The organism is Pimelobacter sp. 30-1 (assembly GCF_018831735.1).
Taxonomy (GTDB): domain Bacteria; phylum Actinomycetota; class Actinomycetes; order Propionibacteriales; family Nocardioidaceae; genus Nocardioides.
In genome coordinates, this window is record NZ_NHTS01000003.1 from 562,336 (window position 1) to 583,624 (window position 21,289).

The 21,289-nt window shown below is 73.2% G+C and carries 20 protein-coding genes; 5 read left to right on the plus strand and 15 right to left on the minus strand.

What is annotated here, in order from left to right; translation table 11 throughout:
• Positions 1-12: 12 nt before the first annotated feature.
• From menD to CCO04_RS08105, 3 genes are read right to left on the minus strand one after another with little or no spacing between them, the layout of a single operon-like run.
• Positions 13-1,641 (minus strand): 2-succinyl-5-enolpyruvyl-6-hydroxy-3-cyclohexene-1-carboxylic-acid synthase, encoded by a 1,629-nt coding sequence (menD, locus tag CCO04_RS08095; protein WP_215813582.1) that lies wholly within the window; start codon positions 1,639-1,641, stop codon positions 13-15.
• A complete protein-coding gene (locus CCO04_RS08100) occupies positions 1,638-2,588 on the minus strand; it encodes an o-succinylbenzoate synthase (protein WP_215813583.1) in 951 nt (316 codons plus the stop codon). The genes menD and CCO04_RS08100 overlap by 4 nt, the downstream gene beginning before the upstream one ends.
• Positions 2,585-3,610 carry an AMP-binding protein gene (locus tag CCO04_RS08105; protein WP_308281153.1) on the minus strand — a complete coding sequence of 342 codons (1,026 nt, stop codon included), beginning with the start codon at positions 3,608-3,610 and terminating at the stop codon, positions 2,585-2,587. Before CCO04_RS08105 ends, CCO04_RS08100 begins: the two co-directional genes overlap by 4 nt.
• A gap of 37 nt (positions 3,611-3,647) precedes the next feature.
• Here CCO04_RS08105 and CCO04_RS08110 point away from each other — a divergent pair, with 37 nt between their 5' ends.
• Genes CCO04_RS08110 through CCO04_RS08120 form a run of 3 tightly spaced genes read left to right on the plus strand, consistent with a single transcriptional unit; the run spans position 3,648 to position 7,097 of the window.
• The gene (locus CCO04_RS08110) at positions 3,648-4,943 is read left to right on the plus strand and encodes an MFS transporter (RefSeq protein WP_252372846.1); all 1,296 of its coding nucleotides are present in this window, start codon (positions 3,648-3,650) and stop codon (positions 4,941-4,943) included.
• Positions 4,940-6,199: an MFS transporter gene (locus CCO04_RS08115; RefSeq protein ID WP_215813585.1), complete on the plus strand. Its 1,260-nt coding sequence runs from the start codon at positions 4,940-4,942 to the stop codon at positions 6,197-6,199. Before CCO04_RS08110 ends, CCO04_RS08115 begins: the two co-directional genes overlap by 4 nt.
• A gap of 10 nt (positions 6,200-6,209) precedes the next feature.
• A complete protein-coding gene (locus CCO04_RS08120) occupies positions 6,210-7,097 on the plus strand; it encodes a 1,4-dihydroxy-2-naphthoate polyprenyltransferase (RefSeq protein WP_215813586.1) in 888 nt (295 codons plus the stop codon).
• A 208-nt stretch (positions 7,098-7,305) separates the two neighbouring features.
• Here the strand turns inward: CCO04_RS08120 and CCO04_RS08125 are convergent, their stop codons facing one another.
• Positions 7,306-7,566 (minus strand): DUF4229 domain-containing protein, encoded by a 261-nt coding sequence (locus CCO04_RS08125; RefSeq protein WP_215813587.1) that lies wholly within the window; start codon positions 7,564-7,566, stop codon positions 7,306-7,308.
• An 84-nt stretch (positions 7,567-7,650) separates the two neighbouring features.
• Here CCO04_RS08125 and CCO04_RS08130 point away from each other — a divergent pair, with 84 nt between their 5' ends.
• On the plus strand, positions 7,651-7,887 hold the full coding sequence (locus CCO04_RS08130) for a hypothetical protein (protein WP_215813588.1): 237 nt from the start codon (positions 7,651-7,653) through the stop codon (positions 7,885-7,887).
• Between the two features lie 3 nt (positions 7,888-7,890).
• Here CCO04_RS08130 and ccsB read toward each other — a convergent pair whose 3' ends face one another.
• From ccsB to hemL, 6 genes are read right to left on the minus strand one after another with little or no spacing between them, the layout of a single operon-like run.
• Positions 7,891-8,907 carry a c-type cytochrome biogenesis protein CcsB gene (ccsB, locus tag CCO04_RS08135; RefSeq protein WP_215813589.1) on the minus strand — a complete coding sequence of 339 codons (1,017 nt, stop codon included), beginning with the start codon at positions 8,905-8,907 and terminating at the stop codon, positions 7,891-7,893.
• Complete coding sequence (locus CCO04_RS08140) at positions 8,904-10,508, minus strand: cytochrome c biogenesis protein ResB (protein ID WP_308281154.1); 1,605 nt, start codon at positions 10,506-10,508, stop codon at positions 8,904-8,906. The genes ccsB and CCO04_RS08140 overlap by 4 nt, the downstream gene beginning before the upstream one ends.
• Complete coding sequence (locus CCO04_RS08145) at positions 10,505-11,266, minus strand: cytochrome c biogenesis CcdA family protein (RefSeq protein ID WP_215813590.1); 762 nt, start codon at positions 11,264-11,266, stop codon at positions 10,505-10,507. Before CCO04_RS08145 ends, CCO04_RS08140 begins: the two co-directional genes overlap by 4 nt.
• Positions 11,259-11,840 carry a TlpA disulfide reductase family protein gene (locus CCO04_RS08150; RefSeq protein ID WP_215813591.1) on the minus strand — a complete coding sequence of 194 codons (582 nt, stop codon included), beginning with the start codon at positions 11,838-11,840 and terminating at the stop codon, positions 11,259-11,261. The genes CCO04_RS08145 and CCO04_RS08150 overlap by 8 nt, the downstream gene beginning before the upstream one ends.
• Entirely contained in the window at positions 11,837-12,532 is a 696-nt protein-coding gene (locus CCO04_RS08155; RefSeq protein WP_215813592.1) for a histidine phosphatase family protein, read from the minus strand. The genes CCO04_RS08150 and CCO04_RS08155 overlap by 4 nt, the downstream gene beginning before the upstream one ends.
• A complete protein-coding gene (hemL, locus tag CCO04_RS08160; protein ID WP_308281155.1) occupies positions 12,529-13,860 on the minus strand; it encodes a glutamate-1-semialdehyde 2,1-aminomutase in 1,332 nt (443 codons plus the stop codon). Before hemL ends, CCO04_RS08155 begins: the two co-directional genes overlap by 4 nt.
• A 256-nt stretch (positions 13,861-14,116) precedes the next feature.
• Between hemL and CCO04_RS08165 the strand changes: the two genes are divergently transcribed.
• Complete coding sequence (locus tag CCO04_RS08165; RefSeq protein WP_215813593.1) at positions 14,117-15,337, plus strand: lytic transglycosylase domain-containing protein; 1,221 nt, start codon at positions 14,117-14,119, stop codon at positions 15,335-15,337.
• 81 nt (positions 15,338-15,418) lie between these two features.
• Here the strand turns inward: CCO04_RS08165 and hemB are convergent, their stop codons facing one another.
• From hemB to CCO04_RS08190, 5 genes are all read right to left on the minus strand, one after another.
• Positions 15,419-16,417 carry a porphobilinogen synthase gene (gene hemB, locus CCO04_RS08170; protein WP_215813594.1) on the minus strand — a complete coding sequence of 333 codons (999 nt, stop codon included), beginning with the start codon at positions 16,415-16,417 and terminating at the stop codon, positions 15,419-15,421.
• A gap of 88 nt (positions 16,418-16,505) precedes the next feature.
• Positions 16,506-18,194: a uroporphyrinogen-III synthase gene (locus CCO04_RS08175; protein WP_215813595.1), complete on the minus strand. Its 1,689-nt coding sequence runs from the start codon at positions 18,192-18,194 to the stop codon at positions 16,506-16,508.
• On the minus strand, positions 18,191-19,189 hold the full coding sequence (gene hemC / locus CCO04_RS08180; protein WP_215813596.1) for a hydroxymethylbilane synthase: 999 nt from the start codon (positions 19,187-19,189) through the stop codon (positions 18,191-18,193). The genes CCO04_RS08175 and hemC overlap by 4 nt, the downstream gene beginning before the upstream one ends.
• Positions 19,186-20,493: a glutamyl-tRNA reductase gene (locus CCO04_RS08185; protein WP_215813597.1), complete on the minus strand. Its 1,308-nt coding sequence runs from the start codon at positions 20,491-20,493 to the stop codon at positions 19,186-19,188. Before CCO04_RS08185 ends, hemC begins: the two co-directional genes overlap by 4 nt.
• The gene (locus CCO04_RS08190; protein WP_215813598.1) at positions 20,490-21,248 is read right to left on the minus strand and encodes a redox-sensing transcriptional repressor Rex; all 759 of its coding nucleotides are present in this window, start codon (positions 21,246-21,248) and stop codon (positions 20,490-20,492) included. Before CCO04_RS08190 ends, CCO04_RS08185 begins: the two co-directional genes overlap by 4 nt.
• Positions 21,249-21,289 lie beyond the last annotated feature (41 nt).

A 21,289-nucleotide genomic window follows, 5' to 3' on the forward strand; every position in this document is an offset into this window, starting at 1 on the left:
GGCGGTGTCTCCTCAGTCGGTCCCGGGAAGGTCCGCGGCCAGGCCGCGGATGCGGGCGTCGAGGTCCCGGCGGCCGGTCCGGGAGACCACCGCCTCGACGACCTCGATACCACCGTTGGGCATGGCGAGCGCCTGGTCGAGCTCGGGCCGCGAGGTGACCCGCAGGTGCGGGACCCGCGCCGCCGCGCACAGCCCGGACAGGTCGGTGCCGTGGGGCGTGCCGAAGAGCCGCTCGAACGACGCCGCGTGCGCGGGCGCGCCCTGCTCCAGCATCGAGAAGATCGCTCCCCCGTCGTCGTTGGGGACGACGATCGTCAGGTCGGGGCGCGGCTCCTCGGGGCCGAGCACCAGACCGGTCTGGTCGTGCAGGAACGTCAGGTCGCCCATCAGGGCGAGGTTGCGGGTGGATCCGGAGCGGCCGAGCGCGGCGCCGACGGCGGTGCTGATGGTGCCGTCGATCCCGGCCAGGCCACGGTTGGCGATCACCTTGCGGCGGGTGCCGACGGCCGGCGGGCGGACCATGACGTCGAGGTCGCGGACCGGGCTGGACGCGCCGACCACGAGCAGTCCGCCTGCGGGGAGCGCGGCGTGCGTGACCCCCGCGACGTCGTACGGCGTGAGGGCGGGCTCCGCGGCCAGCAGCCGGTCGATCCGCAGCCCGAGCTCGCGGTCGGCCGCCCGCCAGGCGTCGAGCCAGGCCGGGTCGTCGGGCTCGTCGCCGGCCCAGGAGGGCGCGGTGACCGGGACCGACCCGGCGGGCCGCACCGGCCAGGCACCGCGACCCGCGACGACGAGCACCTCGACGTCGCCGCGCTCCAGGAGCAGGGTCACCGGCCGCGACAGCGTGGGCCGCCCGAACACCACGACCCGCTCGATCCGGCGGCCGAGGCCGGTGCCGAGCAGCAGGCGGTAGGTCCGCAGCGCGTGGTCACCGGTCCGGGCACCGCTGGTCGGCTCGGCCAGGAGCGGCCAGCCCGCGGCCTCGGCGAGCTGACGGGCGGGCGGGCCGGCGTCGTCGCCGGCGACCACGACGGTGCGCGGTCCGCGCGGGAGCAGGGTCGCCGGACCGGACGGCCGGCGCGACGGGGCGGACACGACAGGGGCGGCGAGCGGCGGGGCCGGCACCGGGGCGTCGGGCACGAGCGGCGCGTCAAGCTGGACGTTGAGGTGCACGACCTCGTCCCACCCGGCGGCGACGGCGTCGAGCTCGGCGACCGTGGCGACGTCCCGGGTGATCACGAACGGGCTGAAGATGCCGACCTGGTCGGTGGTCTGGTTGGCGCCGGTGCCGCGCAGCCGGGCGGGCCGGTCGGCCGAGACGACGACGAGGCCGACGCCGGAGTGCACTGCCTCCAGGACGGCGGGGTGCAGGTTGGCGACGGCGGTCCCCGACGTGGTGAGCACGGCGGCGCGCGCGCCCGAGCGGGTCAGCCCGAGGGCGAGGAAGCCGCCGGTGCGCTCGTCGATGCGCGTGTGGAGCCGCGGTCCGCCGTCCTGCTGGGACGCGGCCCAGAGCGCCAGCGCGAGCGGAGCGTTGCGCGAGCCGGGGGCGACGACCACCTCGGTGACGCCGGCCCGGCCGAGCCAGGCGACGAGCGCGTCCGCGAGCTCGGCAGCGGACGAGGCGGAGGAGGTGGTCATGACCCCAGATCCTCGCGCAGAGCGCGCACCTCGGCGAGCCGGGCCTCCCAGTGCGCGAGCCGGTCGGGGGCCGCGCCCAGCAGGCCGACCTGCTGGACGTCGACCTTGGGACGTCGTACGGGCAGCGCGCCGTCGACCGGCAGCAGCGGCTCGGCGACCACGTCGGCGGTCAGGAGCTGCACCGTGGCCAGGCCGCAGGCGTAGGGCAGCTCGGGCAGCGCCGCCGCCAGCGCGACGCCGGCGGCGATGCCGACGGAGGTCTCCAGCGCGCTCGACACGACCACCGGGAGGCCGATCCGCTCGGCGATCTCGAGGCAGGCCCGGACCCCGCCGAGCGGCTGCACCTTGAGCACCGCGATGTCGGCCGCCTCCAGGTCGCGCACCCGGTAGGGGTCCTCGGCGCGGCGGATCGACTCGTCCGCCGCGATCGGTACGGCGACGCGGCGGCGCACCAGCGCCAGGTCCTCGACGCTCGCGACCGGCTGCTCGGCGTACTCCAGGCCGCCGGCGGCCCGGTCGAGCCGTCCGATCGCGGCGACCGCTTCGTCGACCGACCAGGCGCCGTTGGCGTCGATCCGGATGTGTCCGTCGGGCCCGAGCGCGTCGCGGACCGCCTCGACCCGCGCCTCGTCGTCGGCCGTGCTCTGGCCGGGCTCGGCGACCTTGACCTTGGCGGTCCGGCAGCCACCGGCGCGCACGATCGCGTGCGCCCGCTCGGGGTCGACCGCCGGGACGGTCACGTTGACGGGGACCCGGTCGCGCAGGGGGGCCGGCCAGTCACCGGCGGCCGCCTCCTCCGCGCAGCGCAGCCAGGGCTCGGCGACGTCGGCGGGGTACTCCAAGAACGGGCTCCACTCCCCCCAGCCGCCCGGCCCGCGCAGCAGCGCCGCCTCGCGGACGGTGATCCCGCGGAAGCGGGTGCGCATCGGGATCGCGACGACCTTCACCGGCCCGCCTCCTCGACGGCCGCACGGAGCAGCGCCTGGCGGTCGGGCTTGCCGTTGGCCAGCAGCGGGATCGCGTCGAGCCGGACCACCTGGCGCGGCGCCCACGCCCGCGCGTGCGCCGCGGCGACCCAGTCGCGCAGGTCGTCGAGCCCCGGCGGGCCGACCACGAACGCGACGACGCGGTTGCCCCACTCCGGGTCCGGTACGCCGAGCACCTCGGCCGCGCTCACCTCGGGGTGCGCGCGCAGCCGCTCGGCCACGGCCGGGCCGGGCACGTTGAGCCCGCCGGTGACGATGACGTCGTCGACCCGGCCGATCACCACCAGGTGACCGTCGTCGTCGATCCGGCCCGCGTCGGAGGTGCGGAACCAGCCGTCGACGAGGACCTCGCGGGTCAGCTCGGGCTGCCCGGCGTACGCGGTGAAGAGCGTGGGTCCGGCCAGCCGGATCCGGCCGCCCTCGCCCAGTGCCACGGCGACGCCGTCGAGCGGCAGGCCGTCGTACACGCAGCCGCCGGCGGTCTCCGCCGACCCGTACGTCGCCACCACCCGCACGCCCGCCTCGGCCGCCCGCGCCCGCAGCCCCGCCCCGATCGGTCCGCCGCCGAGCAGCACGGTGTGCGCCCGCCGCAGTGCGACCGCGTCGACGGGATCGTCGAGCATCCGGGTCAGCTGGGTCGGCACCAGCGACACGAACCAGTCCTCACCGTCGGGCCAGCCGTCGCGCTCCAGCAGCGTCGGGGGGTGCCCCGCGACGAGCGAGCGGGCGAGCACCTGGACCCCGGCGACATAGGTCGGCGGCAGCGCCAGCACCCACGGTCCGCTCGCCCCGAGCCGGGCCGCGGAGGCCCGCACCGAGGCCAGCACGGCCGCGCGGGAGAGCAGCACGCGTTTCGGCGTACCGGTCGATCCGGAGGTCTCCACGACCAGCCCGGAGGCGTCGCCGGGGGGCGGGTCGAGGAGCCAGCGGCGCAGCCGGTCGACGACCTCACCGGGCTCGCCGCGCGCCGTCCAGAAATCCACCTGACAGACGCTATCGCCCAGGCGGAGAATCTCCCCGATGAGCACTCCCGTCTCGGGCCGGGGCGCGAGCATGCCTGCTGCCCTCCGCCGCCTGATCCCGCCCACGCCGCTGTCGCGGCGCCTCGCCGTCCAGTCGGTGCTGTTCTCGACCGGCGACGGCGCGTTCAACACCGGCAGCGCGGTCTTCCTCACCCAGGTGGTCGGCCTGTCCGCCGGCAAGGTCGGCCTGGCGATCACCATCGCGGGCGTCGCGGAGTTCCTGCTCGCCTACCCCGCCGGCCGCATCGTCGACCGGTTCGGTCCCAAGCGGATGTGGGCCCTGAGCAACCTGGGGCGCGTCGCGTGCTTCCTGGCGCTGCCGTTCGTCGGCTCCTTCCTCGAGTACGTCGCCGTGGCCGTCGCGTTCGCTGCCTTCGAGTCCGCCGCGACCGCGGCCCGCAACGCCTACGTCCTCGACGTGCTGCCGACCAAGGAGCGGGTCGAGACGCAGGCCTACATGTACTCCTCGCTCAACGTCGGCTTCACGCTCGGCGCGATCATCGGCGGTGTCGCGCTCGCCTTCGACAGCCTCACCGTGATCCGCTGGACGCCGGTGTTCACCGCGGTCCTGCTGCTGGCCAACGCCTACTGGATCACCCGGCTGCCCGATGCGCCCCACGACCTGCGGGTCGCGAGCGGCGAGGCGCGGGTGCGGCCCGAGGGGCCGGGGCCGATGCGCAACCCGGGCTGGATCCTGACCAGCTTCTTCCTCGGCACGCTGTGGACCAACCAGGTGCTGCTCAACATCGTGATCCCGCTGTGGCTGGTCGAGGCGACCGATGCGCCGCACGTGCTGCTCGCCTGGCTGTTCGCGACCAACACGGTGCTGTGCATCTTCCTGCCGGCGTACACGGCGCGGGGGGTGCGGACCCTGCGCGACGGCATGCGCGCGATCTGGATCTCCTCGGCGTTCTTCGTGGTCTCCTGCCTGATCACGATGGTCACCCACTCGACGGTGGGCCTGATCACCGTGCTGCTGGTCTGGGTCGGGCACGTCACCGTGACCGGTGCCGAGGTCGCGGTCTCGGCGGCCGGCTGGTCGTTCCAGGCCGAGCTGATGGACCCGCGGCGGCGCGGCGAGTACCAGGGCGTCAAGGAGATCTTCGGCGCCCTCGGCGGCCGCTGGGCGCCGGCGCTCTACACCTTCCTCGCCCTGGAGTGGGGCGCCGAGGGCTGGCTCGTCATCGGTGGGATCATCGTCCTCGCGACGGTCGGCATGGGACCGTCGGTCCGCATGGCGCACTCCTTCGCGCAGCGGAACTGGACCCACGAGCACGAGGAGGTCGCCGCGTGAGGTGGCTCGTACGCCTCGCCGGACCGACGCCCCTCGTTCGCCGGCTGTCCACCCAGTCGGTGCTGTCCGCCTTCGGCGACGGGGTGTTCCTCACCGGCAGCGCGGTCTTCTTCACCCAGATCGTCGGGCTGAGCGCGGCCCAGGTGGGCCTGGGCCTGAGCATCGCGGGGGCCGTGACGTTCGCGCTCGCCGTACCGCTGGGCAAGCTCGGCGACCGGTACGGCGCCAAGCGGGTCTGGGCGATCTCCTCGCTGGTCGAGGCGCTGCTCTACCTCGCCTGGCTGGCGATCGGCGGGCTCGGCGCCTTCATCCTGATGATGATCGTGCTCGAGAACGTCTCCTCCGCGAGCCGCTCGGCCCGCAACGCCTACCGCTTCGACGTCTTCCCCCGCGAGGAGCGGGTGGCGTCCAACGCCTACTTCCGCGCCGCCCGCAACGTCGGCTACACCTTCGGCGCCCTGCTCGCCGGACTCGCACTGGCGACCAACGACGACACCATGATCCGCGCCGTCCCGCTCGTCACCGCCGGGCTGCTGGTGCTCAACGCGGTCCTCGTCGCCCGCCTGCCCGCCGCGATCCACCACACCGAGGAGGCGCCCCTGGAGGCGGTCCTCGAGGAGGCCGGCGACAAGCGCAGCGCCCTGCGCAACAAGGGGTACGTCGCGATGTCGGTCTGCGGCGGCGTCCTCGGCACCCACCAGGTGCTCCTCAACGTCGTCATCCCCCTGTGGCTCGTCTCCGAGACCGACGCCCCGCGGGTGCTGCTCGCCTGGCTGTTCGGCACCAACACCGTGATGGCGGTCCTGCTCCAGGTCGCCGCCGCCCGCGGCATCACCACCGTCGCCGACTCGCTGCGCGCCCAGCGCCGCGGTGCGTACTTCTTCGTGCTCTCCTGCGGCATCGTGCTCGTCACCCACGACACCGTCGGCTGGGTGACGATCCTGCTCGTGTGGATCGGTCACGTCACCGTGACCGGCGCCGAGCTCTTCCAGTCCGCCGGCGAGTGGGGGCTGCAGGCCGAGCTCTCCGACCCGGCCCGGCGCGGGGAGTACCAGGGCGTCTCGCAGCTCGGCTACACCCTCGGCACGGTCTGGGCCCCCGCGGCGTACACCTTCCTGGCGATGGAGTGGGGCACCCCCGGCTGGATCGTCATCGCCACGATCGTCGCCGTCGCGGCCGTCGCCATCCATCCCGCCGCACGCGCCGCCGAGCGGCACCTGACCCGGATGGGCGTCGACACCGCGCAACCTGCTTGAATCGAGCGTTATGGCTACTGCTGCCCACTGGATCTCCGGCGCCCGGCTCCGCACCCTCCCCGCCGCGATCGCGCCCGTGCTCGCCGGCACCGCCGTCGCGGCGTACGCCGACGAGCTGGTCTGGTGGAAGGCGCTGCTGGCACTCGTGGTCAGCCTCGCGCTCCAGGTGGGCGTCAACTACGCCAACGACTACTCCGACGGCATCCGCGGCACCGACGACGAGCGCGTCGGCCCCCTCCGCCTGGTCGGCTCCGGCCTCGCGACCCCGGCCGCCGTGAAGCGGGCGGCCTTCCTGTCCTTCGGCGTCGCCGCCGTGGCCGGCCTGGTCCTCGCCGCGACCACCTCGTGGTGGCTCGTGCTCGTGGGCGCGATCAGCGTCGTCGCCGCCTGGTACTACACCGGCGGCTCGAAGCCCTACGGCTACCTCGGGCTCGGCGAGGTCATGGTGTTCGTCTTCTTCGGCCTCGTCGCCGTCGTCGGCACCACCTGGGTGCAGACCACCGCCTGGGGCACCCCCGGCTGGGCCTCGCTCGCGGCCGGCGCCGGCGTCGGCGCCCTGGCCTGCGCGATCCTCGTCGCCAACAACCTGCGCGACATCCCCACCGACACGGTGGCGGGCAAGATGACCCTCGCGGTCCGGCTGGGCGACCGTCGTACCCGGGTGTTCTACGGGGTCCTCGTCGCCCTCGCCGCCGTCGCCCTCGTCGCCGTCGCCGCCCTCACCACCTGGTGGGCGCTGCTCGGGCTGGGCTTCCTGCTCCCCGCCGGCACGGCCGCGCGGACGGTCCTGGGCGGCGCCCAGGGCCCGGGACTGATCCCGGTGCTGCAGAAGACCGGGGTCGCCGAGCTGGTCTGGGCGCTCCTGGCGGGCGTCGGGCTCGTCGTCGGCGCCGCCTGAGCGGTCACTGACCCGGCTCAGCAAGGCAGCGGCGGGAACCTCGATCCAGGAGGCGCAGGGCGCGAGGAACGAGCAACCGGAGCCGACGAAGGCCGAGGTTCGCGCTCGCGCCGACCGTTGGCCGCCGGACGACCCCGTCCGGCTCACGCCTCGACCGCGGCGCGGCAGCGCGGCGCGACGCAGGAGCGACGCGCTCGCGCCCTCTGGCTCAGTCCTCGTCTTCCTTGGCCCGCAGGTTCTCGTAGCGCTCGGAGATCCGTCCGGCGCGCCCCTCGACCTTGGCCGCGAAGGCGTTGCGCTGCCGCTCCAGCAGGACGTACGACGCGACGCCGCTGATGATGAAGGCGATCACCGCCACCCAGACGAGCGTCACGGAGTCGGCCACGGCGTACCAGACGCCGAACACGATGCAGAACGCGCCGACGAACAGTCCCAGCCGCAGACCGGTGTAGATCCAGAACTCCTTCACCCCACCAGGGTAGGTCGCGGGCCGCCGGCGACGGACATCGGGACTCCGCGTCCATCGCTACCGGGGGGCGCCTACCCTGGAGGGGTGAAGCTCCTGCTCGTCGTCCTCGTGTTCGCAGCCGCGACCTACCTGGCGGTGCGCTGGATGCAGGACCGCGGGCACGGCGGTACGCCGACGCCCCGCGGTCCGAGCAAGCCGCGGCCGCCGGCTCGCCCGGTGGCGCCGGACGACGACGAGTCGTTCCTGCGCGACCTCGAGCGCAAGCGCCGCCAGGAGCGGCGTCAGCAGCAGCAACAGCCGCCCGACGGCCCCGACGCCTGAGCGCTAGCCGCGGAGCGGGATCGAGTTCGGCGCCGGGAACGGGGTCTGGTCGACGATCCGCTCGGCGGCGTACGAGTGCTGGCTCGTGGTCGAGAAGTAGTTGATCCCGATGAAGTTGAACCACAGCGTGGCCAGGCCGATGATCGCCAGCATGGCGGCCTTGCGGCCCTTCCAGCCGGCCGTGGCGCGGGCGTGCAGGTAGCCGGCGTAGACGACCCAGGTGATGAACGCCCAGACCTCCTTGGGGTCCCAGTTCCAGTAGCGGGACCAGGCCTCGTGTGCCCAGATCGGGCCGGTGATGAGGACCGCGAAGGTCCACACCGGGAAGGCGAAGGCGTGCACGCGGTAGGCGAGGCGGTCGAGCGCGTCGAGCTGGGGCACCCGCGCCAGCCAGCCGCTGAGCTCGCGGTCGGCGGCCCGGGCGCGACGCTCGGCGCGCATCCGGACCAGGTACATGATCGAGGCGATGCCGCCGAGGGTGAAGGCGCCGGTGGCGATGATCGCGGAGATCACGTGGATGACCAGCCACGGCGAGTTGAGCGCCTCGGTCAGCGGCGCGACCTCGTCGTGCAGCCAGATCACGGCGGTCATCAAGGTGGCCACGAGGAAGGCCACGACGAGCGGGCCCATCCAGTTGAGGGCGAGCTTCTTGTAGAGGACGACGTAGAGCAGCGCCACGACGAAGGTGCCCGAGAGGGTGAACTCGTACATGTTGCCCCACGGGACCCGGTTGGGGTCCGCGGCCATGCCGCGGCCCAGCAGGGACACGAAGTGGATGGCGCAGCCGAGGGCGGTCAGCAGGTAGCCCAGGCGGCCCAGGAAGGCCACCCGCTGGGCGTGCCCGGCGGACTCCTCGATGACCTCGCTGCCGGCGCCGCCGGCCGCGACGAGCTCGCGGTCGCGCGCCGGCTGGCGCAGCGAGGCCCACTCGGCGAGGTGTACGAGAAGGGCGATGAAGTAGACGAGTCCGGCCATCGCGACGGCCTGGTTGCTCAGCGTCTCCCACGCGGTGTTGCTCACTTGGCCGCCTCCTGCAGCTGGTCCACCAGTGCGGCGAGGACCTCGTCCATCTCGCCGTTGCCTGAGCGATCGAGCACGGCGATCTCGACGAGGGTGCCGCCGGTTCCGTTCATTGTGCCTTCTGCGTCGCCGGCGTCCGGCCCCGCCCCCGTGGGCGCCGGGGCGGGGACCGCCCGGACCCAGACGCGGCGCGGCCGGAGGAAGAGCGAGGCGCACAGGCCGATCAGCGCCAGGATGACGCCGCCCAGGGCGATCTCCTTGCCGGGCGTCTGGCTGATCTGCACCCGGATCCAGGGGTCGACCCGGTCGAAGGTGACCGTGCCGAGGCCGTCGGGCAGCTTGACCGTGTCGCCGACCTGGAGGTCGACGCGGAACGGCTTGCCGTCCTTCTTCTTGACCTGGGTGGCCTTGGACTTGTCGAGGACGTAGACCGACTGCGAGGCACCCGTGTCGAGGCCGAGGTCGCCGGTCCAGGCGAGCATCGACACCGTCGGCAGCAGGTCGTCGCCGAAGACGGTGACCGGGTTGCCGTCGATCATCTCGAAGGTTGGGTAGAAGAGTCCGTCGAGGCCGATCTGGCCGGGCTTGGCGGTCGGCGCCTTGATCACGCCGTACGACAGGAAGCTGGCGTCCTGGGGCAGGAAGACCGTCGGTCCGGTGTAGGCGATCTTGCCCTCGCCGTCGCGCACCGTGATCACCGGCGCGTAGCCGTGGCCGATGAGGAAGACGTCGGTGCCGTCGAGCTCGAGGGGGTGGTTGACCCGCAGGTCGTACTTCTTCGCCGGGCCGTCGCCCACGTGGTAGGTCAGCCCGGCCTCGAACTCGCGGGCCTGACCGGCGCGCGGACCCGACTTGAGCCAGTCGACGGAGAACTTGTCGACCGAGAAGCGGAAGTTCTGCATCTGGCTCTGGCGGAACAGGCTGCCGGGCTTGAAGTCGTCGTACTGGGTGAGGTTGTTGCTGAACGTGGTGCCCTCGACCAGGATCACGCCGCCCTGGTAGCCCCACAGCCCGCCCATGCCGACGCCGGCCATGACGATCAGCAGCGAGAGGTGGAAGACCAGGTTGCCCGCCTCGCGCAGGTAGCCGCGCTCCGCGGCGACGTAGTCGTCGCCCTCGGCCGCCGGGCGCACCCGGTGGCGCCGGCCCAGCAGGGTGCGCGCCCGGGCCAGCACCTCGTCGGCCGACTCGTCGGTGCGGTACGTCATGTGCACGGGCAGCCGGGTCAGGTGACGAGGCGCGGCCGGGGGCTTGGCCCGCATCGCGCGGTAGTAGACGAGCAGCCGCGGCACGATGCAGCCGACCAGCGAGATGACCAGCAGCAGGTAGACCGCCGAGAACCACGGCGAGCTGTAGACCCCGAAGAGGTCGAGCTTCTCGTAGTACGGCGTCAGCTTGGGGTGCTCGCTCTTCCAGCGGGTGACGGCGAGCGAGTCGACGTCGTCCTGCGGGATGACCGAGCCGGGGATCGCCGCGAGCGCCAGCAGGAGCAGCAGCATCAGCGCGGTGCGCATCGAGGTGATCTGGCGCCACATCCACCGCACGAGCTCGCGTGCGGTCAGCTCGCCGGGACGGCGCTCAGCGGTCTTGGACTTGCTCACACGATGACCTCGAAGTTCTGGACCAGCTGCAGCTGCAGCCACTGCACGAGGTAGGTCCACCAGCCGGTCACCATGAGGATGCCGATGAGGACCAGGAAGCCGCCGCCGATCCGCATCACCCACTTCTGGTGACGGCGGACGAAGCCGGTCAGGCGCAGCGTCCGGCGGTAGGCGAGCCCCGCGATGATGAAGGGGATCCCGAGCCCGAGCGCGTAGAACAGCGACAGCAGCGCGCCGCGCATGGCCGTCGCGTCGGTGTAGGTGAGCCCGATGATCGCGCCGTACGTCGGCCCGACGCACGGCGTCCAGCCGATCGCGAAGAGCGCGCCGATGAGCGGTGCGGCGCCGAGGCCGACCGAGGGGATCTTGTGGATCCGCACGTCGCGCTGGAGCCACGGCAGCGCACCGGCGAACACCAGGCCGAGCACGATGAGGAGGGCGCCGAGCCCGATCTGGATCTCGGTGTCCCAGCGGCGCAGCCACGGGCCGAGCGAGCCGAAGGCCGCGCCCATGAGCACGAAGACGACCGCGAAGCCGAGGACGAAGAGGATCGAGCCGAGCAGCATCCGGCCGCGGCGCCGGGAGGCCTCGCCGGAGGCGAGGTCGGCGCCGGACAGGCCGGTCGCGTAGGAGAGGTAGCCCGGCAGCAGCGGGAGCACGCAGGGCGAGAAGAAGGAGACCAGGCCGGCGATCATCGCGACCGGCACGGCGAGGCCGAGGGAGCCGGCGAAGACCTGCTCCTGGAACCAATCACCCATCGGTCTCCGCCAGGGTGTCCTCGACGACCGTGGTCAGCGTGCTCTTGGACGGGATCGGCCCGTTGATGAGCGCCGCCACCCGGCCCTCGCGGTCGAGGACGAGCGTCGCCGGCGGTGCGTACGGCGCGTAGCGGCCCATCTTGAGCAGCGTCTCGCTGCCCGGGTCGTAGAGCGAGGGGTAGTCGACGCCGCGGTCGCGCTCGAAGGCCTCGGCCGTCTCGGGCGCGAGGTCGCGGATGTTGATGCCGAGGAAGGAGACGTTGTCCTTGCCCAGCTCCTTCTCCGCCTCGACGAGCATCGGCATCTCGGCCCGGCACGGTCCGCAGCCGGACCACCAGACGTTGATCACGACGACCTTGCCGCGCAGGTCGGTGATGTCGAGCGGCTCCCCCTGCACCGTCGTACCGCTGAAGGCGAGCGGCTTCTCGCGGTCGTCCTTGGCGACCTCGACCACCTGGCCGTCGCCCTTGACGAAGTTGAGGTCGCCGGTGCCGTCGATCTTGGAGCACGCGGAGGCGAGCAGGACCATGCCGACGAGCAGCAGGGCGCGGACCGGGCGGGGGAAGCGGGTCATGCCGGCGGGGTCCCCTCGGGTTTGTTCTCCTCGGGCGCGTCACCGGCCGAGAACGGCGCGGCGATGTCGCCGGTCGGGATCAGGTCGATGGCCGGCTCGGCGTAGGCGACCTCGACGAGCTGGTCGCCGGCGAAGCCCAGCGAGGTGATCGAGCACAGCGTGCACTGGCGCTTGCGCGGGTCGTGCAGGAACGAGCGCCCCTCGACGCTGAGCCGGGTGGTCCAGATCGGGAGCTGGTGGGAGACCAGCACCGCCTCGTGGCCCTCGGCGGCGCGCCGGGCGTCGTGGACGGCGGCCATCATCCGCGCCACGATCACCTTGTAGGGCTCCCCCCACGACGGCTTGAGCGGGTTGTAGAGGTGGCGCCACAGCAGCGGGTTGCGCAACGCGTTGTTGCCCTTGCCGAAGGTCATCCCCTCGAACCGGTTCTCCGACTCGATGACCCGCGGCTCGAGGCCGACCTCGAGGCCGAGCGCGGCAGCCAGCGGCGCGGCCGTCTCCTGCGCGCGCTCGAGGGGCGAGGAGCGGATCACGGTGATGTCGTTGCCCCGGAGGTGCTCGGCGACCCGGTCGGCCATCGCCCGGCCGCGCACCGAGAGGTGGAAGCCGTCGCGGCGGCCGTAGAGGATGCCCTCGGGGTTGTGGACCTCGCCGTGGCGGACCAGGTGGACGATCGTGTCGGGCGTGCTCATCGGGCGGCTCCGGTCCCACCGGCGGCCGCGGCGGCGGCGCGGGCGGCGGAGGGCAGTGCGTCGAGGACGTGCTGGACCGCGCGGTCGTCGTGGGAGGACGAGACGAACCAGGCCTCGTACGCCGACGGCGGCAGGTGGACGCCCTGGTCGAGCATCGCGTGGAAGAAGGCACCGTAGGCGGCGGCGTCGGTGCGCTGGGCCTCGGCGTAGTTCGTGACCGGAGCGTCGGTGAGGAACACCGAGAACATCGAGCCGGTCGACTGGATCACGTGCGGCAGACCCGCGGCGCCGAACGTCTCGGCGACGCCGGCGCGCAGCGCGTCGGCGACGACCCCGATCCGGGCGTAGACCGCGTCGTCGGCAGCGGTGAGCGTGGCCAGGCCGGCTGCGGTGGCGACCGGGTTCCCGGAGAGGGTGCCGGCCTGGTAGACCGGACCCTCGGGTGCCAGGTGGGCCATCACGTCGGCGCGGCCGCCGAACGCCGCGGCCGGGAAGCCGCCGCCCATCACCTTGCCGAAGGTCATCAGGTCGGGCACCCAGCCCTCGACGGCGCCGTCGGTGCCCCACTGGCCCGCCCGGGAGACCCGGAAGCCGGTCATCACCTCGTCGCTGACGAACAGCGCGCCGTGGGCCCGGCAGGTCTCGGCGAGGAACTTGTTGAAGCCCGGCGCCGGCGGGACCACGCCCATGTTGCCCGGCGCGGCCTCGGTGATCAGGCAGGCGATCCGGTCGCCGTGCTCGGCGAAGGCCGCGGTGACGGCGGCGGGGTCGTTGTAGGGCAGCACGAGCGTGAGCTCGGTGGAGCTGGCCGGCACGCCCGGCGTACCGGGGAGCGAGAAGGTGGTCAGCCCCGAGCCCGCCGCGGCGAGCAGCGAGTCGACGTGACCGTGGTAGCAGCCGGCGAACTTCACGACCACGTCGCGGCCGGTGAAGCCGCGGGCGAGCCGGATGGCCGACATGGTCGCCTCGGTGCCCGAGGAGACCAGGCGCAGGCGCTCGACGGGAGTGCGGGCCACGATCGCCTCGACGAGGGCCACCTCGCCCTCGGTCGGCGTCCCGTACGACGACCCGCGGGCCGCCGCGGTCTGGACCGCCTCGACCACCGCCGGGTGGGCGTGGCCGAGCAGCATCGGGCCCCAGGAGCAGATCAGGTCGACGTAGGTGTTGCCGTCGACGTCGGTGAGCCAGGGCCCGGTGGCCTCCCGGATGAAGCGGGGCGTGCCCCCGACGGCGTTGAACGCGCGGACCGGGGAGTTGACGCCGCCCGGCGTCACGGCACGGGCTCGGGCGAAGAGCGCCTCGGAGCCGGAGGTCAGTGGTGCGGGCACCGCGCCATTGTCGCCGATGGGCCCTAACGGGCCCGCACCGCGGTCCGTCTTGGACACCCGTCCATATCACGTGGCTCACGTTGTCTGACGGAACATGTGACACCCGTAACGTCGGTGTGTCACGATTCGTTGGCCAAGTGTCGCGTCGTACAGCGGACCCGCACTGAGGGTTCGCGGCACGTCTGCGGCTCACAGGTGGGCGCTGAGGGAGCGGCTCACGCGAGACGGCCACTGGCCATGGGGAGAGAAACACGACATGACGAGGAAGCGTCTGGGTCGGCTGCAACGCGCCGCCACCATCATTCCGCTCGCTCTGCTGTCGGCAGCCTGGACCGCGTCGGTCGCCGGGATCGGTGGCGTCAGCGCCCCGGTCGCCGCCGCCGAGACGCCGGGCCAGGTCACCGACGGGACCAGCGTTCCCGAGGAGTCCATCGAGGACCCGGCGAGCCTGTCCGACCCGGCGACGGTCGAGGGCATCGACGACGGCAACGAGGCGGGCATCGTCTCGGCCGCGTCCACCAACGCGATCCCGGCGGCCGCCCTCGCGGCGTACCAGCGGGCCGAGACGGTGATCAACTCCGCCGACAAGACCTGCAACATCACCTGGCAGCTCATCGCCGCCATCGGCCGCGTCGAGTCCGACCACGGCCGCGTCGGGGGCAACGTCCTCAACGACGACGGTGTGGCCACCCCGGGTGTCTTCGGCCCCGCGCTCAACGGCCGCAAGAACACCAAGGCGATCTCCGACACCGACGCCGGCGTCTACGACAACGACCCGCAGTGGGACCGCGCCGTCGGCCCGATGCAGTTCATCCCGTCGACCTGGCAGGTCGTCGGTGTCGACGCCGACGACGACGGCCGCCGCGACCCGCAGGACATCGACGACGCCGCGCTCGCCGCCGCCGTCTACCTCTGCTCCGGTGACGGCGACCTGTCGACCGTCGTCGGCCAGCGCGCCGCGGTCTACCGCTACAACCACAGCCAGGCCTACGTCGACCTGGTCCTCAAGATCATGAACGCCTACCTCGAGGGCGACTTCACGTCCGTCCCGAACAACTCCACGGCCGCGGGCTACATCGTCCCCGAGCCGCCGAGCTTCGGCGTCAACGGTCCCAAGAACATCAAGCCGGGCAAGAACGGCTCCAAGGGCGGTGGCAACGGCTCCAGCAACGGTGGCACCGACACGCCCGGCACGCCGACGAACCCGACCAACCCCGGCAACCCGGGCAACCCCGGGAACCCGGGTAACCCCGGCAACCCGCCGACGAAGCCCACCCCGCCCAAGACCCCGCTCGACCCGGTGGTCGAGGGCGTCGACGAGGGCGTCGGCGCGGTCACCTCGGGTCTGATCAGCGGCGTCCTGGGCCTGCTCACCAAGCAGGAGGCGGCCGACGCGTGCCGCGCCCAGTACCCCAAGCTGACCCAGACCGTGCAGCTGCTCGGTTGCCTCGTGAGCTACGGACTCAAGACCCCGTAGCCCACCCCCGCACGACGTGCGAGAGCCCTGGACCCACCCCCCGGTCCGGGGCTCTCGTCTTTTTTCCCGTCGGGGCCCGGGTCAGCGCCGCAGGAGCCGCGCGGCCTCGGTCGCCCAGTAGGTCAGGATCATGTCCGCCCCGGCCCGCCGGATCGAGGTCAGCGTCTCGAGGATCGCCGGCTCCCGGTCGATCCAGCCGTTGGCCGCGGCGGCCTCGACCATGGAGTACTCCCCCGAGATGTTGTACGCCGCCACGGGCACGCCGAGCTCACCGGCGGCGTCGGCGACCTGGCGCAGCACGTCGAGGTAGGCCAGGGCCGGCTTGACCATGACGATGTCGGCGCCCTCCTCGAGGTCGAGCAGCATCTCCCGGACGCCCTCGCGGGCGTTGCGCCGTCCGTCCTGCTGGTAGGTACGGCGGTCGCCCTGGAGCGCGCTGTCGACTGCCTCGCGGAAGGGCCCGTAGAAGGCGGAGGCGTACTTGGCCGAGTAGGCGAGGATCCCGGTGTCGGTGAAACCGGCCTCGTCGAGCGCGTCCCGCACCACCGCGACCTGGCCGTCCATCATCCCGCTGGGTCCGACCAGCGCGGCGCCGGCCTGGGCCTGGACGACCGCCATCTCGGCGTACCGGGCGAGGGTGGCGTCGTTGTCGACCCGCCCCGCGGCGTCGAGGACCCCGCAGTGCCCGTGGTCGGTGAACTCGTCGAGGCACAGGTCGCTCATCACGACCAGCGCGTCGCCGACCTCGGCCGCGACATCGGCCAGCGCGACGTTGAGGATGCCCTCGGGATCGGTCGCGCCGGAGCCGATCGCGTCCTTGGTCTCCGGTACGCCGAACAGCATGATCCCGCGCAGCCCCGCCTCCGCCGCCTCGGCCGCCGCCTTGCGCAGCGAGTCGCGTGAGTGCTGGACCACGCCCGGCATCGAGCTGATCGGGACCGGCTCGGTGGCGCCCTCGCGGACGAAGGCGGGGAGCACCAGCTGGCTCGGGAGCAGGGTGGTCTCGGCGACGAGGTCCCGCATCGCCGCCGTGGTCCGGAGCCGGCGGGGACGGACGACGGGACGCAGGAAGTCGCTCATGGGTCCGAGTCTAGGAGCGCCCGCCGCCGCCTCGAAAAGCCGCCGGCCCGGCCCGCACGTGGCGGGACCGGGCCGGTCGGAGGTGCGCTCAGGCCTTGCGGCGCCGCGCGGACGGCTTGCGGTCGCTCGGCTTGGTGACCGGCTCGCCGGCCTCCAGCAGGGCGGCGCGGCGGTCCGCACCGAAGCCGGCGAGGGCCTCGACGAGCAGCTCGACGTCCGGCTTCGGGGCCAGGACGTCGACCCGCAGGCCGTGCTCCTCGGCGGTCTTGGCCGTGGCGGGCCCGATCACCGCGATGATCGTCGACGGGTGCGGCTTGCCGGCGATGCCGACGAGGTTGCGCACGGTCGAGGACGACGTGAAGACGACGGCGTCGAACTTGCCGGTCTTGATCGCGTCGCGGGTCGGCGCCGGCGGCGGGGCCGCGCGGACGGTGCGGTAGGCGGTGACGTCGTCGCACTCCCAGCCGAGGTCGATCAGGCCGGCGACGAGGTTCTCGGTGGCGATGTCGGCGCGCGGGAGGAAGACCCGGTTGATCGGGTCGAGCACCTCGTCGTACTCCGGCCACACCTCGAGGAGACCGGCGGCGGACTGCTCGCCCGAGGGGACGAGGTCGGCGCGCAGGCCCCAGTCGGCGATCGCCTGGGCGGTCTTGTCGCCGACCGCGGCGATCTTGAGGCCGGAGAAGGCACGGGCGTCGAGGCCGTACTCCTCGAACTTCTCGCGCACCGCCTTGACCGCGTTGACCGAGGTGAAGGCGATCCACTCGTAGCGGCCCTCGACCAGGCCGCGCACGGCCTTGTCCATCTGCTGCGGGTTGCGGGGCGGCTCGACGGAGATCGTGGGGACCTCCTCGGGGACGCCGCCGAACTCGCGGATCCGGTCGGAGAGCGAGGCGGACTGCTCCTTGGTGCGGGGCACCAGGACGCGCCAGCCGAAGATCGGCTTGGTCTCGAACCACGAGAGCTTCTCGCGCAGGTCGACCACGGCGCCGATGACGATGATCGCCGGCGGGGCGATCCGGGCGGCGCGGGCGTCGGCGGCGATGTGCTCCAGCGTGGAGGTGATCGTCTGCTGCTCGGTGGTGGTGCCGACCCGGGTCATCGCGACCGGGGTCTGCGGCGAGCGGCCGATGGCGATGAGCTGCTTGGCGATGTCGCCGATCTGGCCGACGGCCGAGAGCAGGACGAGGGTCGGGGTGTCGGCGTACCGGCTCCAGTCGACCTTGTCGCCGCAGGTGACCACGGCCATCTCGCGGTGGTCCTTGGTGGTCAGCGGGATACCGGCGTACGCCGGGACCGCGGCCACCGAGGAGACGCCGGGGACGACCTCGAAGCCGAGGTTGGCCTTGGCGACCGCCTGGGCCTCCTCGGGCCCGGAGGCGTAGAGGAACGGGTCCCCGCCGAGCAGCCGGACCACGCGCAGGCCGCGCTTGGCCTGCTTGACGACGACCTTGGCGCGGGCGGCGTGGGTCAGCGGCTGGCCGTCCTCGCCGAAGCCGCCGTCGACCAGCTCGGCCTCGACCGGCTCGGCGAGCGTCTCGCCCGGGGCGGGAACGCGTGCCTGGGCGGCCCGGTTGCGGATCACCCGGACGAGGTCGGCGTGGCCGGCCTCCTCGGTGATGACGACGTCGGCGTCCTCGATGAGCTTCACGGCCCGCACCGTCAGCAGGTCGGGGTCACCGGGACCGGTGCCGACGAAGGCGACCCCTCCGGGCTGGGCGGCCTGGGGAGCGGCGGGAGTCGGGGCAGCCTTCTTGGCTGCGGTGGCTCGCGTCATGCGTTGTGCACCTCTGCAGATCGTGCGGACGGGTGGGAAGTCGAGTCAGGGGTGGCCATCAGCTCGGCGGCGCCGTCGGCCAGCATCTCGGCGGCCAGGGCCTCGCCGAGCGCGGTCCCGGCGGCGGGCCAGCCGGCCGGGTCGTCGCCGAGCGGAGCGGAGGCGGAGCGGCGGACCGAGAGCCCGCCGTCGGGGGTCAGGACGACGGCCCGCAGCCACAGCTCGGGACCGTCCTCACCCTCGGCGAGGTCGGCCAGCGCGCCGATGGGTGCCGCGCAGCCGCCTTCGAGCACGGCCATCACGGTGCGCTCGGCGTGGATCGCGGCCCGGGTCGCCGGGTCGTCGAGGACGGCGACGGCGGCGAGCGTCGCGGCGTCGCCGCTGCGGCACTCGACGGCGAGCGCGCCCTGCCCGGGGGCGGGGAGCACCTGGAGCGGGTCGAGCACCTCGGTGACGTCCTCGAGCCGGTCGAGCCGGGCCAGGCCGGCCCGGGCGAGCACGACGGCGTCGAGGACGCCCTCGCGGACCCGGCCGATCCGGGTGTCGACGTTGCCGCGCAGGCCGTGCAGCTCGACACCGAGGCCGAGCGCCTCGATCTGGGCGACGCGGCGCGGGGAGCCGGTCCCGACCTTGCTGCCCGGGGGCAGCTCGCCGAGGGTGAGCCCGTCGCGGGCGACCACGACGTCACGCGGGTCCTCGCGCGGCGGGACCGCGGCGAGGGTGATCCCCTCGGTCGGGTAGGTCGGCAGGTCCTTGAGCGAGTGCACGGCGACGTCGACCTCGCCGGCGAGCAGCGCGTCGCGCAGCGCGCTGACGAAGACGCCCGTCGAGGGTGCGCCGACCAGCGAGGTGCCGGCCGCCTGGCTGCGGTCGCCGTCGGTGGTGATCTCGACCAGCACGGTCTCGACACCGAGCCGCTCGGTGAGAGCGGCGGCGATGTGACCGGACTGGGTGGTGGCGAGCGCGCTGCGGCGGGTGCCGATGCGAAGGGTCATGAGGTGCCCTCCTCGACGTTGACCGGACGGGTGACGGCGTCGACCGCCTCGGGGTCGAGCGCGAAGAGCTCGGCGAGCGCGGCGGCGTACGAGACGGCGCCCTGCTCGTTGGCGAGCTCCTTGACCCGGACGGTCGGCTCGTGGAGCAGCTTGTCCGCGACCCGGCGCACGGTGTGGCGGATCTCGGCGCGGGTGGCCTCGTCGAGCTCGGGCAGCCGGGCGTCGAGGCGGGTCATCTCGGCGTCGACGACCGAGGTGGCCATCGAGCGGAGCGCGACCACGGTCGGCGTGACGCTGGCCTGGCGGCGCGCCGCGAGGAAGGCGGTGACCTCCTCGCCGAGGATCCGGCGGACCTCCTGGACCTCGCGGCCGGTCGGGCCGCCGTGGAGCACCTCGGCGAGCTCGGCCAGGCCGATCCGGCTCACGCCGGGCAGGTCGATGACGTCGAGCGCGATGTCGTGGGGCAGGGCGAGGTCGATGAGCGCCAGCGGCCGGGTGGCACCGGCGCGGGCCGCCTCGAGCTGGGCGCGGTCGATGACCGTGCCCGACGAGCCGGTGCAGCTGATGACGACGTCGGCGCGGCCGAGCTCCTCGCTCAGGTCGGCGAGCCGGACGGCCTGACCGGCGTACTGGACGGCGAGGCGGACCGCGCGGTCGACCGACCGGTTGACGATCGAGAGGTGCCCGGCGCCGAGGCGCTGGGCGGTCGCGGTGGCCAGGCCGGCCATCGCGCCGGCGCCCACCACGACGACGTACTTGCCCTCGAGGGGACCGACGGTCTGGGCGGTCTCGTCGAGCGCGGCGCTGACCAGGGTCGGGGCGACCTGGTCGATCTCGGTCTCGGCGCGGGTCCGCTTGCCGACGCGCAGCGCCTGCTGGAAGAGCGAGTTGAGGGCGGGCCCGACGGTGCCGAGCTCCTGGCCGCGGCGCAGCGCGTCGCGGGTCTGGCCGAGGATCTGACCCTCGCCGACCGCCATCGAGTCGAGGCCCGCGGCGACCTGGAAGAGGTGCGAGATCGCACCGTCGTCGTAGTGCACGTAGAGGTGCGGGAGCATCGCCTCGGTGGTGCCGCCGGCGCGCTCGACGAGCAACCGCGAGAGCTGCTCGATGCTGCCGTGGAAGCGCTCGACCTCGGTGTAGATCTCGAGCCGGTTGCAGGTGGCGATGACGGTCGCCTCGGTGACGTGCTCGCACGCCGCCGCGTCGGCCATCAGCTTGTGGACGCCGTCGTCGTCGAGCGCGACCTGCTCGAGCAGCGCGACCGGCGCGGAGTTGTGGGAGATCCCCACGACCAGCACGCTCATGCGACACCTCCCTCGGCCGCGTCGGCGGCCTCGACCGGCTCGGCCGGACCGGCCGGCTCGGCGACGCCACCGTTGGCCTTGCGCTGCTCGTGGTAGGCGAGGATCTGGAGCTCGATCGACAGGTCCACCTTGCGGACGTCGACCCCCTCGGGCACCGCCACGACGGCCGGGGCGAAATTCAGGATGCTGGTGATGCCGATCGCGACCATCCGGTCGGCGACGTCCTGGGCGGCGTGCGCCGGCGTCGCGATGACGCCGATCGCGACGTCGTGCTCGCGGACGATCTCCTCGAGGTCGGCGAAGGGCCGGACGGCGATGTCGGCGACGGTGCGCCCGACGAGCGCCGGGTCGGCGTCGAGCAGCGCGACGACCCGGAAGCCGCGGCTGCGGAAGCCGGAGTAGTTGGCCAGGGCGTGCCCCAGGTTTCCGATGCCGACGATGACGACGGGCCAGTCCTGGGTCACCCCGATCTCACGGGCGATCTGGTAGCGGAGGTAGTCGACGTCGTACCCGACGCCTCGGGTGCCGTAGCTGCCGAGGTAGGACAGGTCCTTGCGCAGCTTGGCGGAATTGACGCCCGCAGCGGTCGCGAGATCCTCGCTCGAACAGGTGCGAATGCCGTTGTCGGCCAGCGCCGTCAGCGCCCGCAGGTAGACGGGCAGCCGGGCGACCGTGGCCTCCGGGATCACCCGGGCGGCATCCGTCGAACTCCGTGTGGTCACAGCTCCGCTTTCCAGCCGGACCCAACCGATCATCGGGGCCCGGCTCGATCACTGTAGGAGTTTGTGAACGTGAG

Bases quoted from the DNA above. Each gene is read 5' to 3' on its own strand.
- hemC (WP_215813596.1), bottom strand. From the start codon at position 19,189: ATGACCCTTCGCATCGGCACCCGCCGCAGCGCGCTCGCCACCACCCAG.
- CCO04_RS08185 (WP_215813597.1), bottom strand. From the start codon at position 20,493: ATGAGCGTGCTGGTCGTGGGGATCTCCCACAACTCCGCGCCGGTCGCG.
- hemB (WP_215813594.1), bottom strand. From the start codon at position 16,417: ATGAGCGACTTCCTGCGTCCCGTCGTCCGTCCCCGCCGGCTCCGGACC.
- CCO04_RS08150 (WP_215813591.1), bottom strand. From the start codon at position 11,840: ATGACCCGCTTCCCCCGCCCGGTCCGCGCCCTGCTGCTCGTCGGCATG.
- CCO04_RS08190 (WP_215813598.1), bottom strand. From the start codon at position 21,248: ATGATCGGTTGGGTCCGGCTGGAAAGCGGAGCTGTGACCACACGGAGT.
- menD (WP_215813582.1), bottom strand. From the start codon at position 1,641: ATGACCACCTCCTCCGCCTCGTCCGCTGCCGAGCTCGCGGACGCGCTC.
- CCO04_RS08145 (WP_215813590.1), bottom strand. From the start codon at position 11,266: ATGGGTGATTGGTTCCAGGAGCAGGTCTTCGCCGGCTCCCTCGGCCTC.
- CCO04_RS08120 (WP_215813586.1), top strand. From the start codon at position 6,210: ATGGCTACTGCTGCCCACTGGATCTCCGGCGCCCGGCTCCGCACCCTC.
- CCO04_RS08155 (WP_215813592.1), bottom strand. From the start codon at position 12,532: ATGAGCACGCCCGACACGATCGTCCACCTGGTCCGCCACGGCGAGGTC.
- CCO04_RS08175 (WP_215813595.1), bottom strand. From the start codon at position 18,194: ATGACGCGAGCCACCGCAGCCAAGAAGGCTGCCCCGACTCCCGCCGCT.
- CCO04_RS08110 (WP_252372846.1), top strand. From the start codon at position 3,648: ATGAGCACTCCCGTCTCGGGCCGGGGCGCGAGCATGCCTGCTGCCCTC.
- CCO04_RS08165 (WP_215813593.1), top strand. From the start codon at position 14,117: ATGACGAGGAAGCGTCTGGGTCGGCTGCAACGCGCCGCCACCATCATT.